The organism is Corallococcus exercitus, from assembly GCF_003611585.1.
GTDB lineage: Bacteria > Myxococcota > Myxococcia > Myxococcales > Myxococcaceae > Corallococcus > Corallococcus exercitus.
In genome coordinates, this window is the sequence record NZ_RAVW01000264.1 from 1 (window position 1) to 13,292 (window position 13,292).

11 protein-coding genes are annotated in these 13,292 nt (G+C 71.3%); 5 read left to right on the plus strand and 6 right to left on the minus strand.

What is annotated here, in order from left to right; genetic code table 11:
* The first annotated feature begins 75 nt into the window (after positions 1-75).
* On the plus strand, positions 76-1,863 hold the full coding sequence (locus tag D7W79_RS27470) for a bifunctional diguanylate cyclase/phosphodiesterase (RefSeq protein ID WP_158617054.1): 1,788 nt from the start codon (positions 76-78) through the stop codon (positions 1,861-1,863).
* Positions 1,864-1,884: 21 nt separating this feature from the next.
* On the opposite strand, the gene D7W79_RS27475 is transcribed toward D7W79_RS27470, so the two are convergent.
* Positions 1,885-2,430 carry a DUF192 domain-containing protein gene (locus tag D7W79_RS27475; RefSeq protein WP_120528359.1) on the minus strand — a complete coding sequence of 182 codons (546 nt, stop codon included), beginning with the start codon at positions 2,428-2,430 and terminating at the stop codon, positions 1,885-1,887.
* 8 nt (positions 2,431-2,438) lie between these two features.
* Positions 2,439-2,843, minus strand: a complete 405-nt coding sequence (locus D7W79_RS27480; protein WP_120528360.1) for a TIGR02266 family protein — start codon at positions 2,841-2,843, stop codon at positions 2,439-2,441.
* Between the two features lie 25 nt (positions 2,844-2,868).
* On the opposite strand from D7W79_RS27480, the gene D7W79_RS27485 reads away from it, so the two are divergent.
* From D7W79_RS27485 to D7W79_RS27495, 3 genes are all read left to right on the plus strand, one after another.
* A complete protein-coding gene (locus D7W79_RS27485) occupies positions 2,869-5,232 on the plus strand; it encodes a hypothetical protein (protein WP_208729852.1) in 2,364 nt (787 codons plus the stop codon).
* Between the two features lie 52 nt (positions 5,233-5,284).
* Entirely contained in the window at positions 5,285-5,812 is a 528-nt protein-coding gene (locus D7W79_RS27490; RefSeq protein ID WP_120528362.1) for a hypothetical protein, read from the plus strand.
* A gap of 73 nt (positions 5,813-5,885) precedes the next feature.
* A complete protein-coding gene (locus D7W79_RS27495; RefSeq protein WP_120528363.1) occupies positions 5,886-6,356 on the plus strand; it encodes a nuclear transport factor 2 family protein in 471 nt (156 codons plus the stop codon).
* 21 nt (positions 6,357-6,377) lie between these two features.
* Here D7W79_RS27495 and D7W79_RS27500 read toward each other — a convergent pair whose 3' ends face one another.
* The gene (locus D7W79_RS27500) at positions 6,378-7,346 is read right to left on the minus strand and encodes a homoserine kinase (RefSeq protein WP_120528364.1); all 969 of its coding nucleotides are present in this window, start codon (positions 7,344-7,346) and stop codon (positions 6,378-6,380) included.
* Positions 7,347-7,489: 143 nt separating this feature from the next.
* On the opposite strand from D7W79_RS27500, the gene D7W79_RS27505 reads away from it, so the two are divergent.
* Complete coding sequence (locus D7W79_RS27505; RefSeq protein ID WP_120528365.1) at positions 7,490-9,076, plus strand: tetratricopeptide repeat protein; 1,587 nt, start codon at positions 7,490-7,492, stop codon at positions 9,074-9,076.
* Between the two features lie 38 nt (positions 9,077-9,114).
* Here D7W79_RS27505 and D7W79_RS27510 read toward each other — a convergent pair whose 3' ends face one another.
* The 3 genes from D7W79_RS27510 to D7W79_RS27520 form a co-directional block, all read right to left on the minus strand.
* Entirely contained in the window at positions 9,115-9,606 is a 492-nt protein-coding gene (locus D7W79_RS27510; RefSeq protein ID WP_120528366.1) for a hypothetical protein, read from the minus strand.
* Between the two features lies 1 nt (position 9,607).
* A complete protein-coding gene (locus tag D7W79_RS27515; protein WP_120528367.1) occupies positions 9,608-10,945 on the minus strand; it encodes a cyclic nucleotide-binding domain-containing protein in 1,338 nt (445 codons plus the stop codon).
* Positions 10,946-11,047: 102 nt separating this feature from the next.
* Positions 11,048-12,994 (minus strand): FHA domain-containing protein, encoded by a 1,947-nt coding sequence (locus tag D7W79_RS27520; protein ID WP_244221995.1) that lies wholly within the window; start codon positions 12,992-12,994, stop codon positions 11,048-11,050.
* Positions 12,995-13,292: the final 298 nt, after the last annotated feature.

A 13,292-nucleotide genomic window follows, 5' to 3' on the forward strand; every position in this document is an offset into this window, starting at 1 on the left:
GTTTTCGATGTTGGACCTGCCGAGTGGTCGGGGGGGCCTGAAGGTTGCGCCAGAGCGCGGTACATTTCGGGAGTCATGAGCCTGCCCTCCCCCAGCAAGCCTGCACCGCCACCCCCCTGGCTGTGGAACGGAGATGAGCCGAGGGTCGCCACCGTCTTCCAGCCCATCGTCGATCTGCTCAGCGGCGAGGTGCTTGGCCACGAGGTGCTGTCGCGAGGCCTGGGCCCGGTGGAGTCCCCCAACGAGCTGTTCAACCGCGCGCGGGTGGAGGGCTTCACCTTCGAGCTGGAGCGCGCGTGCTGGACCGCGGCGGTGCGCCGCATCGCCACGTTGCCGGAGGCGCAGCGGCGCGGCCCCTTCTTCTTCAACGTCAGTCCGGACGTGCTGAGCGACGAGCGCTTTGGCGGCGCGTCCACGCTGGAGCTCCTGCGTCAGCACGGCTTGAGTCCCCAGCAGCTGGTGCTGGAGATCACCGAGCGCAGCACGTTCGAGGACACGGAGCAGCTGCGCATGCTCGCGCGTCGGTACGCGGAGCAGGGCTTCGGCATCGCGCTGGACGACTTCGGCGCGGGGCACTCGGGGTTGGTGACGCTGGTGCACAGCGCGCCGGACTTCATCAAGCTGGACCAGGCGCTGGTGCGGGACATCCACCTGCACACGTACCGGCAGCACCTGGTGAAGTCGCTGGTCGCCTTCGCGCAGCGCGTGGACGCGGTGCTCATCGCGGAGGGCGTGGAGACGTGGAACGAGCTGGCGGTCCTGCTGCGCCTGGGCATCCGGCACGCGCAGGGCTACCTGCTGGCGCGGCCCGTGAGCTCCCCGCAGCGGCCGGGCGCGGACTTCGCGGAGCGCTGCCGGGAGGCCATCCGCGCGCTGCACCACCGCGAGCACGAGGACGACGAGACGGTGGGCAGCATGATCATCCGTCCCCCGTGCGCTCCGGTGACGGCGCAGGCGGTGGAGCTGGACCGGCTCTTCCGCCGCACGCCGGGCGAGGACCACGTCGTGCTGCTGGACGCGGAGCAGCCGCACGCGGTGGTGACGCGGCGGAGCTTCTACGCGCGCTTCGGGGGGGCCGCCGTCAGCTCGGCGTCCGCGCTGCCGGAGGGGCCGCGCGAGGCGCTGATGGTGGTGGAGGACGCGACGGCCATCACGGCGCTGGCGCGCATGGCGATGCGCCGTCCGCCCGAGTCCGTCTACGACCCGGTGGTGGTAACGGACGCGAAGGGCCACTTCCTGGGCACGGTGACGATGAAGCAGCTCATCGCGCGGGCCTCGGACCTGGAGCAGCACGCGGCGACGGGAGCGCATCCGCTCACGGACCTGCCTGGAAGCCGGATGATCGAGCGGTGGATCCGCGCCGCGCTCCAGGGCAGCGCGTTCACGGTCATCTACGCGGACCTGGATCACTTCGAGGCGTACAACGACCGCTACGGGTTCCTCCAGGGCGACCGGGTGATCCGCTACACGGCGAGCGTGTTGTCGGAGTGCCTGCACCTGCTGCCGGAGGGCTCGAACCTGGGCCACGTGGGCGGCGACGACTTCGTGCTCGTGTGTCCGGACGCGGTGGCGCCGGAGGTGTTGCGCACGCTCTGCCAGCGCTTCGACGCGGAGAAGGTGCCGCTCTACGGGCCCGAGGACCTGCGGCGCGGAGGCTTCACCGCGACGGATGCTGCGGGCAACACGGTGCCGGTGACGCTGAGCCTCGCGGCGGTGGACCACCACGGGCTGTCCGCCCAGCCCCACCCCGCGGAGCTGTCCGCCGTCGCCGCGGCCCTGCGCAAGCGCGTGAAGGCCGTCTCCGCGCAGACGCACACCAGCACGTTCCTGTTCCAACCGGGCGCGGTGAAGCAGTCGGGCTGAGCCTCACGCCCACGCCCCGGGTCACGGCGTGATGGGGATGGTGCTCACGCCCTCGAACTCCGCCGTGCCGCCCCGGACGATGCCGTTCTTCTGGCACCAGCCGCCCGGCACCTCCAGCACGTACTGGCTGGGGATGCCCACCGAGCGGTTCGTCAGCGTGCGCGGCTCCGCGTTCTCGATGATGCCCACGACGCGGCCCTCGGACGTGATGAAGAGCATGTCCAGGGGGATGAGCGTGTTGCGCATCCAGAAGCCGCGCACCTCCTCCTCCGGGAAGAGGAAGAGCATGCCCTGCCCGGAGGCCAGCGACTTGCGCCACATGAGCCCGCGCGTGCGCGACTCCGCCGTGGCGGCCACCTCCACCTCCACGCGGTGCACTCCTCCGTAGGCATCCTTCAGCCGCACGTGCGCGCGCGGCAGGGTCGGCATCACGTAGTCCTCCGCCGCCACGTCCTTCGACTTCGGACGCGCCGGAGCAGGCGCGGCGGGCTTCGGAGGCGCGGCGGGCGCTTCCTGACACGCGCCGCCCGCGAAGGCCAGCGCCGCCACGACGAACGAGAGGCGCATCCGCGTCCTCATGACGGGTGCTGGGGGTGCAGGGGCTTGTTGAGCAGCTTCTCGGTCAGCTCGGAGCCCAGGCTGTCGGACATGAGCCGCTCCACCAGCGTCTCGAAGTCCACGCGCTGCGACTCGCTGCTGTAGATGAAGCGGATGCCCATGCCGGGCTCCTCCGCGTCGGCCTTGGACCAGACGACCTCTCCCAGCAGCTCGAAGGGTGCCTCGCGGTGCGGCACCGTCAGCTTGAAGAGGAAGCGCGTGCCGATGGGCAGTGGCTTCTTCGTCTTGATGAACGTGCCGCCCTTGCTGATGTTCTTCGTGTAGTCAGCGAAGAACGAATTGAGCTTCTTGTAGTCGACCTTCAGCTCGATGGGCGCACGACCGTGGGTGCGCAGTTCGGATCCGCTCTTCTGTTCGGACATGCAGCCGGGGAGTATAGGGGACGCCATGCGGCAAGTCCTCCCCCGTGCCCGCGCACTGTTGAGCCGTCCGGCCGTCCTGGCCACCGTGCTGCTGCTTGGCGGTGGGGGGGCGGCCCTCGTCCTGCTCCCGCTTTTCGGGGTCCCAGGCTTCGAGCTGGGCCTGGCCCTGTCCATCGCCGTCGGCCTGCTCGGGGGAGGAACGGGCATCGCCGCCGCCGCCCAGGAGCGCCGCATCCTCACCGGCGCCTCTCCCCGGCCCGCCACAGCGGAAGCCTCCGCCCTGCCCGGAACCGCCGTGGGGCGCGCCCTGGGCGCCAGCGTCGTCCTGAACCTGGGGGTGCTGGTCCCCCCCTTCGTGTGTGCCCTGCTCTTCGCCCGCCTGCGCACCGCGTGCGACCCCTTCGAGCTGGCCGGCTTCTACCCCCTGCTCACCGTGCCCTCCGCCCTGCTGGCGTCCGCGGCGGGCGTGTTCCTGGGCTTCGCGACCGCCCGGCCCCGGAGCGCGGCGGGGTTGTACGCCCTGCTCCTCCTCGCCTCACTGGCAGTGACGGTGTGGCCCATCGTCTTCGGGCCCCAGGTGTTCGCCTTCAACGTCTTCCTGGGCCATCTGCCCGGCCCGCTCTACGACGAGGCCCTCCAGATGACGGCCGCGCTCGGCTGGTTCCGCCTGGAGACGCTCCTGTGGGTGGGCGTCTTCGCGGGGCTCTCCCTGGCGTTCCTGGACGTGCGCACCGGGCGGCTGTCGCGCCAGGGGGCCCGCGTCGGCGGCCTGCTGGGGCTGGTCCTCCCCTGCGCCCTGGGCATCACCTATCTGGAGGCCCACGCCCCCCAGCTGGGCCTGCGGATGAGCGACGCGTACCTGGCGGAGCAGCTGGGCGGCGTGCGGGAGACAGCGCACTTCGTCCTGCACTACCCGCGCGGCAAGGCCCGCGAGGATGTGGACCGGATGGCCCGCGACCTGGAGTTCCGCTACGCCCAGACGTCGCGCTTCCTGGGCGTGGCCCCCACGGAGCGCGTGCGCGTGTGGCTCTACCGCTCCGAGCAGGAGAAGCAGAAGCTGGTGGGCGCCGGCCGCACCCAGTTCGCCAAGCCCTGGCGCACCGAGCTGCACATCCAGGACAAGCCCTTCCCCCACTCCACGCTGCACCACGAGCTGGCGCACGTCATGGCGGGCCCGGCGGGCTCCGGCTTCTTCCGCGTCACCACCCGGCTGGGCGTGTGGCCGCTGATGGGCGTGATTGAAGGGCTCGCGGTGGCCGCGGACGACCCCGTGCAGGGCGAGCTCACCCTGCACCAGTGGGCCGCGGGCATGCGCCGGCAGGGGCTGGCCCCGGACATGCGCGACCTCATGGGGCCCAAGGGCTTCTACCAGTCCGCCCCGGCGCGCGCGTACACCGTGGCGGGCTCGTTCCTGCGCTACCTGGCGGACACGTATGGCGCGGACCGGCTGCGCGCCGTCTACGCGCACGCGGACTTCAACGAGGCCTACGGCCGCCCCCTGGACGAGCTCGTCACCGAGTGGGAGCGCACCCTGGACGCGCTGCCCCTGGACGCGTCCACGCTCGCGCGGGCCTTCGCGCGCTTCCGCACGGGCAGCCTCTTCTCCCGCGCCTGCGCCCGCGAGGTGGCCCGCCTGTCGGAGTCCGCCCGCGACGCGCTCGCGAGCGACCCGCAGGACGCGCTCGAGCGCTACCAGCGCGCCGCCGCGCTCCAGCCGGAGGAGCCGTCCTTCCAGCTGGGACAGGCCGCGGCCCTGGACGCCCTGGAGCGCTCGCCCGACGCGGCGAAGGTGCTGGCCTCGCTCGCGGATCAGGTGAAGGACCGGCCCACGCTCGCCGCGGAGGTGGCCGTGGCCCGCGCCGACGTGGCGCTCCACCTGGAGGACGTGGAGGGCTCGCGCGCCTTCCTCCAGGCGGCGCTCGCGCTGGACGCCGCGCCGGAGGTGACGCGCACCGCCCAGGTGAAGCTGGCCGCGCTGGAGACGCCGTCGCGCCGCGCGCCCATCGACGCGTACTTCCGCGCGCCACAGGAGGAGCTGCGCCTGCTGCTGCTGGACCGCGCCCTCATCGCCTCGCCCCAGGACCCGTGGCTGCGCTACCTGCTGGGACGGCGCCTGCACCAGGTGGGGGCCCCGGCGCTCGCGGGCGAGCAGCTCCAGCGCGCCCTGGCGGACAACGCGCTCCCGGAGGCCATCCGCCGGGAGGCCACGCGGCTGAGGATCGAGGCCGCCTACCTGGCGGGCGACTGCGGCGCCGTGCGGCATGAAGTGGGGGCGCTGCCGGACTACGGGTCCGCCTTCCGCGCGGCGGCCACCGAGTGGCAGGAGCGATGTGACTTCGAGCAGACGACCTTTCGCGGGCCCCTGGTGCCGCGTCAGGCTTTCCGCTAGACGCGGGCCCCTGCGACAGCGATTCACGCATTGACGGAAAGGTGGATGGGGCATGCACTTCGAGAAGACGCAGTACATCCAGGGGACGGTGGACGAGGTGGAGCGCGCGCTCCTCGACGAGCGCTACTTCCCGTTCCTCCTCCAGCACCACGGCGTGCTGCTGGAGCTGCAGCCCCTGGAGGTGCGCAACGACGGTGACCGCGTGCACCGCAAGGTGCGCTACCGCCCCAAGCCCGTCATCTCCTCCGTGGGCCCCAAGAAGGTGTCGCCGGAGTGGTTCGCCTTCATCGAGACGTCCACCTACGACAAGCGCACCAAGCAGCTCACGTTCACCAACACGCCCACGTCCCACACCATCTCCAAGATGCTGGTGAACACGGGCGTGCTGAAGCTGCGCGACCTGGGCAATGGCCAGACGGAGCGCAAGATGGACGGCGAGCTGGCGCTCAAGGTGCCCTTCCTGCTCAAGCCCGTGGCGATGATCGCCGAGCCCATCATCAAGACGGAAGGGCTGAAGATCCTCGACGGCGAGCTGCCCGTGCTCAACCGCTTCATCGCTGAAGTCATCCGCGCCAAATAGTCAAAGCGCAGGGCGGGCGGCGGGGCCTGGGAATGGGTTGACACAAATGCGGTTGAACCCGTAAGGCCCCGCCATGCACAACCGCTTCCTCGCCCTCTGCGCCGTCTTCCTCCTGGCCGCGTGCGCCCCGAAGCGCATCCCCGGCACGGAGCTGGAAGACACCGACGACACCCGTGCCATCCTCTCCGTGATGGAGCGCTACCGCGCCGCGCTGGAGGCCCGCGACGCGAAGGCCATCCAGGCGCTGGTGTCCCCGAAGTTCCGCGACGACGGCGGCACCGAGGACACGGCGGACGACCTCACCGCCGAAAACCTGGGGCCCCACCTCCAGGCCCTCTTCCAGAAGCTGCAGAACCCCAAGGTGGACTTCAACATCCGCCGCGTGGAGTTCCGCGAAGAGGACAACATCGCGCTCGCCATCTACTACTGGAACGCGTCCTGGCGCATGCCGGGGCTCAACGCCCGGCCCCAGCAGGACTCGGAGCTGGAGCAGATGGTGTTCCAGAAGGTCGACGACGAGTGGAAGATCCTCTCCGGCATCTAGCCGGCTCGGAGGCTCTGCCCGTCAGAAGTCCAGGAGCTTGCGCAGTCCCAGCGGGCCCATGTCGTCGAGGGCCCGCGCCCGGGCCAGGTAGGTGCGGAAGTCCTTGGGCGCGAGCTTGTCCGCGCCCAGCGGGGACAGGTGGTAGTCGCGGATGCGGCTGGCGGTGAAGCGCACCGCGCCGTAGAGGGCGTGGCCGTACAGCGCCCGCTTCTCCACGTCCGCCAGCGGCCGGGCGTCCTGGTAGCCGCGCAGGAGCGCCTGGCACAGCTCCGGCTGGTACGTCCCCTCGAAGCACCACGCGTTGAGGGTGATGGCCACGTCCAGCGTGTACGCCTCCACGCAGGCCATCTCGAAGTCGAAGAAGGCGCCCACGCGGTCCGCCAGCCACTTCACGTTGTCCAGGAAGAGGTCCGCGTGGATGACGCCCCGGGGCTCCAGTCCCTGGCGCTCGGCTTCCGCGCGGGCGAGGAAGCCCTCCAGCTCCGCCGCCACCGAGACGAGCTCCGGCTCCGGCCGCTGGGCCAGCCTGTTGAGCCAGCCCTTCACCACGCCCGGGCCGTAGGGGTTCGCGCGCGTGCCGCCAAAGGACTGCGTCACCTGGTGCAGCTTGCCCAGCTCCGCGCCCAGCCGCTCCAGCACCTCCGGCGTGAGGCGGTCGCGGGTGAACTCCTCCCCGGCCAGCCACTTGAAGACGCTGATCCGTCCGCCGTGCAGCTCCAGGAAGGGCGTGGGGCCCGGAGGCACCAGCAGCACGGGCGCGGGGAAGCGCGCGCGGGACAGGTGCTCCAGCAGGGACGCCTCGAAGCGCAGGTCGTCCGACGAGCGCACCGTCGTGTGGCGCACGAAGACGCGGCCCGTGTCCGTCTCCAGCCGGTGGTTGGTGTTGATGGAGCCCTGCGGGATGGGCGTGATGGAGCGCACCGCCCCCAGGCCGTAGGCGTCCGCCACGTGGGTGAAGGCCTCGGGGGGAAGTGTCGTGTACACGGCCATGGCGTGCCTCCGGGGTGTTCCACCCCCGCGTGCGTGCTGCCCCACCCGTTGACACCCCGGGGGGCCGGACCTATCTGTCCATGCCCGTCCTACTTCGCATCACTGTCTGAAAATCTTCAATCTTTGCGCGTGAGGCCACCCCCATGGAAACGTCGGGCCGCGGTGACTGGAAGCGTCGCGAGGGGCTGGGCAGCGCCCTTGCCCAGATTGGCGTCGTCGCCGTGCTGCTCGCGGCCGCCGTGGCGTGGTTCGTCCACCGCGGACAGGTACAGCAGGAGATGGACGCCCGCCTGCGCACGGCGCGCGCCGCGTTCCTGAGGGGCAACCCCAGCGACCTGGCCATGGCGCAGCAGAACCTGGAGGCCCTCTTCGCGCTGGCGCCGGACTCGCGCGACGCGCGGGCGCTGGCCGCGGATCTCCAGGCGGAGCTGTGGCTCACCCACCACCAGCCCGGCGCGGACGCGAAGGCGCGCGAACAGCTGGAGCGTGCGGAGGCGCTGGGCTCGCGCTCCGGTGAGCGCTACGGCGCGCGCGCGCTGCTGCTCGTGGGCGCGGGCCAGACGGAGGAGGCGCGGAAGCTGTTGGAGGAATTGAAGGCCCAGGGCGCCAACAGCCCCAAGCTGACGCTGGCCCAGGCGCGGCTGCTGCAGAAGCAGGGACAGCTCTCGGAGGCCCGCCAGTCCTTCGCCCGCGCGGCGGAAGGGGCGTGGAAGGATCCGCGCTTCTCCACGGCCTACGGTGAAGCGCTGCTCGACGAGGGCATGTTCCCCCAGGCCGTGGAGGCCTTCTCGCGCGCCACCACCGCGAACCCGGACCACCTGCTGGCGCGGGTGACGTCCGCGCTGGCGCAGCTGTACGCGGGGCGCCCCCCGGACGGCGTGCAGGCGACGCTGGACGAGGTGCGCTCGCGCGCCAAGGACCTGACGCCCGCGCTCCAGGCCCGCATGGAGGTGGCGCAGGCGGAGGTCGCGCTGGCGAAGGGCAATCCCGACCAGGCGCTCACGCACGTGGACGCGGCGCTCAAAGCCTGGCCGGACGAACACTACGCCCTCTTCACCCGGGGCCGTGCGCTCGCGGCGAAGCGCGCCCCGGAGGCCCGCCAGGCCTTCGAGGCGGCGGTGGCGAAGCGGCCCACCGCGCCGCTGCTGACGCTGGAGGGCGCGCGCCTGCTCCAGGCCCAGGGCGACGGCGAGGGCGCGCTGGCGATGCTCGACGCCTACGAGAAGACCTTCCGCGAGGTGAAGGCGCGGACGGCGGACGGCAAGGAAGTGCCCGCGCTGGACCGGGATGACCGGTACTGGCTCGCGCGCGGCGGCGTGATGGAGGCGGCGGGCCGGCAGGACGACGCGCTCGCGGCCTACGACAAGGCGCTCTCGGCGCGCGGCGTGGGGCTGGCGCGGGCGCAGTACGCCAAGGGCGCGCTGCTGCTCGCGCGCAAGGACTTCGAAGGCGCGAAGTCGCTGCTCACCGCCGTGGCCCCGGACACCGGCACGGGCAGCATGCCGGAGGCGTACGCGGCGCTGGGCGAGCTGCTCTTCGCCCAGGGCGAGTTCGCCGCCGGCTGCCAGCAGCACTACTTCGCGCTCGTGCGCGCCCGGGCGCAGGGCACGCCCGTGGACCAGCTGGCCACGCGCGCCAACGACATCAAGAAGCGCCTGGAGACCAGCGGCCAGCCCACCATGGCCAAGGCCTGGCTCAACGAGGCCGGGCCGCTCTTCCAGCAGCAGTAGTCCTGCTCGCGGCTCGCGGCTCGCGGGTCGGATGACGACTAGAGCAGCTCCGACGGATCCAGCCGGCGCTGCTTCGCCTTCACCACGCGCCACTCGCCATCGGGCTCCTTCTCGAAGGTGCCCTCGATGGAATAGGCGTTGAGGACGCTCTCCTTCGCCAGGTCCTCCAGCTTGTCCGCCTGCGAGCGGCCGAAGATGAAGCGCGCCTGGAAGTCACCCTGCGTGGGCGACACCTCGTGCACGTCGATGTCGGTGGTGAAGATGCGGACCCACTGGCCCCGCAGCACCTGCGCGGTCAGGATGCCGCGCACGTCCTGCTTGCTCCAGCCGTCCGTCGTCTTGAAGCGCTCGGACACGCCCTCCATCACCTCGCCGACGTTCTTCTCCTCCGCCGAGCGCGTCATCTCGATGATGCGCCGGGTGACGGCGTCCTTCACGCCCGGCTCCTCTCGCGGCCAGAAGAACAGCACCAGCGCCGCGGCGGCCACCGCCGCCATGCCGCTCACCACCCGGGCTCGAGTCAGGACCATCTCAGGCGGCCCCGGTCTCCGGCTCCAGCATCATGTCGTCCGCGTCGATGATCTCCAGCGGACGCAGCGCCTCGCCAATCTGCTTCAGGCGCCGGTCGGACAGCTGCTCCAGGTACGTGCGGATGTTGGGGAAGGTCTTCACCAGCTCCTGGAAGGCCTCGCGCTTGAGCCACCCCGCCGCCGTCTTGCGCGCCACCGTCACCGTGGCCGTGGCCCGCAGGCCCGTGAGGAGCGAAATCTCTCCCGCCACGTCGCCCTCGCGCAGCACGCCCAGCGTCACCATTCCGCCCGCCGGGTCCTCCTTCTGCACCGTCATCTCACCGGCCAGCACCAGGAAGAGGCCCTGGGAATACTCGCCCTCCACCAGGACCTTCTCGCCCGTCTGCAGCGCGCGGAAGGTGAAGCGCTGGAAGAACGCGCCCCGCTCCGACTCCGGCAGCTGCTGGAACAGCGGCGAGTTCGCCATCAGGTTGCGCATCATGCGCTGCTGCGCGAAGTCCGCCAGCAGCTGCGGCACCGCCGGGTGGCTCTTCGCCACCGCGTTGAGGTGCTCGCGGCGGATCTCGAAGACCTCCGAGTCCGATATCGCCGTCACCGTCGCGGTGGGCGGCGCGCCCGTGAGCAGCGCCAGCTCTCCGAAGATGGAGCCGCCGCCCAGAAAGCCCAGGGTGCGGTCCTCGCCGTCCGTCCTGCGCGTCACCTCCGCCTTGCCGGCGACGAGCACGTGCAGGTGGTCGTCCGGCTCGCCCTCGCGGCTGATGACCTCCTCTGGCTTGATGGTGCGCCACACCATGCGCCCCACCAGGTCCAGGAACGCGTCCCGGTCCAGGTCCGCGAACAGCGGCAGGGGCGGACGGCTCTGCGGATCCGCGTTGCCGCCGGTGTCCGGCGCGGCCAGCACCTCAATGGCGCGGTTGGACAGCTCCTCGCCCACGAGGCCCATCAGGTCCGTGTCCACCTTGCCGTCGTACAGGTGCTCCGGCGGCAGGGGCGGCGGCACGGCGGCGCGGCCCGGGGCGCTGCGCGCGGCGCGCGAGTGCACGCGGTAGAGCGTCTCCTTCAGGCGCCGCTCGTTCGGCGACAGCTCCAGGGCCAGCTTGCACGCGGCCATGGCGCTCAGCAGGTAGTCGCGGCGCAGCAGCCCCTCCGCGCACGCGTGGTACGCGGTGACGGCGCGCTCGCGCTCGCCCAGCTCCGCCAGGCACCGGGACGCCAGCATGCGCGAGCGGTGGTCCGCGGGCACGCGGCGAACGGCCTCCGCGAAGACGGCGAGGGCGCGCTCGAACTGGCGCTCCTCGAACAGGTCCATGCCCAGCTCACGCAACGACGACTCGTTCATCCGGTGTCTCCAGACCGCTCACGACGACAGGTGTGACAGGAATTCATGAGGAGGCCGCCCGCTCCATCCCACGAGCGGCGGCCCCCGGCTTCGCGCTTCGCGCTACGAACCGTCGGACTTCTGCAGCTCGCTCAGCGCCATCTCCGCCTTGCGCTTCACGTCCGTGCCTTCCGCGGACGCCTCGATGACGATCTTGAACTGCTCCTTCGCCAGGGCGGGGTCGCGGTCGCGCGAGATGTAGGCCGACAGGTACAGCTCCTCCACCTTCTTCTGAAGCTCGTCCAGGCCATCGCGGGCGCGCGAGTCACCCGGGTTGAGGCGCAGCGCCTCGCGGAAGCTGCGGCCCGCCACCGGGTACTCCTTGCGCTTGAAGGCCGCCTGCCCCGCGGCCACCGACGCGGACGCCAGCTCGTTGTCGAGCGTGTCGCCCAGCGAGCCCGCGAAGCCGATCTGCCGGTACACCTCCGCCGCGCGGCGCAGCGGCTTCACGGACGCCTCCAGCGAGTTGTTCTCGTACTTCTTCTGGCCCTCCTCGAAGGCGGAGCGGAACTGGGGGATGAGCTTCTTCAGGTTGCGCGCGCGGGCCTGGATGTCCGCCTCCGAGCGGTACTTGTCCATCACCCGGTCCACCTCCAGCGTCGCGCGCTGGAAGTCCCCGCCGTTGAAGCGGCGCTCCACGTCCTGGAAGGCCTCCGCCACGAACTCCGCGCGGCGCTGCTTGGCGTTCTCCGCCGCCACCGCCTGCCGGATGCCGGCCTGCCGCGCGGCCTGCTGCGCCTCCTTGGCGAGCAGCGCCTCCAGCGCCGCGAGCTTCTCTTCGTAGATGGAGCGCGTGCTCTGCGGCAGCTCCGCGATGAGGGTGCGCGCGTCGTCCGGCCGGCGCTCCGTCAGCGCCGCCTCGACGAGGCTGAGCGTGTACGCCTGCTCCTTGGAGTCCAGTTCCTCCTCCAGCTTCTTGCGCTCCTCGTCCGTGCGCGCGGTGCCCTGCGGCGTGGCGCTCAGCTTCGCGCGGGCGTCCGTGTAGCGGTTCTCCGCCATCAGCCCGCGGACCGCCTGGAACGAGTCCACGATGTCCTGCAGCTGCTGCGCGGCCTTGGCCACGCCGTCCACGTCGATGCCCACGCGCAGCTTCTCCGCCTCCTGGGCGAAGCGCACCGCGTCCGGGTATTCGCCGTCGCGCACCTTGTCGCGCGCGCGCTGCATCAGCTCCTGGGCACGCGCCTGGTTGGGGTCCACCGGCGGCTTGGGCGGCGGCTGGTTCCCCTTGGACAGCGCCAGGCCCATGATCAGCATCAGGAGCAGCAGGCCACCCACGGCCGCGCCGACCTTCATCTTGAAGGTCGGCTTGAAGCCCTCGCGCGCGGTCGAGCGCACCGGGCGCGGACGGGGCACGCCCGTCTTGCGCGCCTTCTCGTCGCGCATGAGGTCCGCGAGCTTGTAGTTCGCGTTGGTCTTCTCATCCAGGCGCGGGTCCTTCTTCTCCTCTTTCTTTTCCTCCTTCTTCTCATCCGCCTCGCCGGACTCGGCCTTGGCGCGCATCTCCTTGATGAGCTCGCCCTCGTCCACGAAGCGCAGGCGCGTCTTGCCCACGGAGATTTCATCCCCGTGCTTGAGGATGCACTCGTCGACCTTCTGGTCGTTCACCTGGGTGCCGGAGATGCCGCCCAGGTCGCGCATCACCACGCCACTCTCGCCGTAGACGAGCTCCAGGTGACGGCGGGACACCGTCTGGTCGCCCAGGGCGAAGTCGCAGTCCTTGCTGCGCCCCACCACCATGCGCACGCCCTTGAAGCGCTTCTTGCGGCCCTTGTCGACGCCGTCCAGCACCAGCATCATCACCGGCGGGCCGGCGCGCGTCGTCTCGGAGTTGTCCTCCTCCTCGGCGGGCTCCTCCTCTTCCGGACGCACGCTGTCAATGGAGGCCACCCGCGTCTCGCCGGTGCGCGAGCGCACGGGCTCCGCGTCGCCGTACAGCTCCGGGTCTCCCCCGTCCTGGCTGTCCTCGCCCGACTCGGGCGCGGACCAGTCTTCATCCGGCACGGCGGACACGCGGCGTGAGCCGCCTCCCGCGGGAGCTTTGGGTCGGCGATCCGCCGTCGCGCCCCCGGCCGAACGGCCGGTACCAGAACGCGATGACGGTGATGGACGGCGAGGAGGCATGGGTGGGTCCAGGTTGAAGCGGCCAGCATCTTAGAGCGCTCACCGCACGGTGGGAATGCGCTCCCACCGTTCCTTTCAGGGAAGACGGGCCCGTTCCGGTTCGTTGGCCCGCACGCCATCCCGTCTCCGATGTAGGTTTCCTCCATTCCCGCTTCCTCCAGCGCCACGAGCCCTCCCATGCCCCGAG

Excerpts from the sequence above, each read along its gene's own strand:
- D7W79_RS27470 (WP_158617054.1), top strand. The coding sequence starts at position 76 with ATGAGCCTGCCCTCCCCCAGCAAGCCTGCACCGCCACCCCCCTGGCTG.
- D7W79_RS27475 (WP_120528359.1), bottom strand. The coding sequence starts at position 2,430 with ATGCGCCTCTCGTTCGTCGTGGCGGCGCTGGCCTTCGCGGGCGGCGCG.
- D7W79_RS27480 (WP_120528360.1), bottom strand. The coding sequence starts at position 2,843 with ATGTCCGAACAGAAGAGCGGATCCGAACTGCGCACCCACGGTCGTGCG.
- D7W79_RS27485 (WP_208729852.1), top strand. The coding sequence starts at position 2,869 with ATGCGGCAAGTCCTCCCCCGTGCCCGCGCACTGTTGAGCCGTCCGGCC.
- D7W79_RS27490 (WP_120528362.1), top strand. The coding sequence starts at position 5,285 with ATGCACTTCGAGAAGACGCAGTACATCCAGGGGACGGTGGACGAGGTG.
- D7W79_RS27495 (WP_120528363.1), top strand. The coding sequence starts at position 5,886 with ATGCACAACCGCTTCCTCGCCCTCTGCGCCGTCTTCCTCCTGGCCGCG.
- D7W79_RS27500 (WP_120528364.1), bottom strand. The coding sequence starts at position 7,346 with ATGGCCGTGTACACGACACTTCCCCCCGAGGCCTTCACCCACGTGGCG.
- D7W79_RS27505 (WP_120528365.1), top strand. The coding sequence starts at position 7,490 with ATGGAAACGTCGGGCCGCGGTGACTGGAAGCGTCGCGAGGGGCTGGGC.
- D7W79_RS27510 (WP_120528366.1), bottom strand. The coding sequence starts at position 9,606 with ATGGTCCTGACTCGAGCCCGGGTGGTGAGCGGCATGGCGGCGGTGGCC.
- D7W79_RS27515 (WP_120528367.1), bottom strand. The coding sequence starts at position 10,945 with ATGAACGAGTCGTCGTTGCGTGAGCTGGGCATGGACCTGTTCGAGGAG.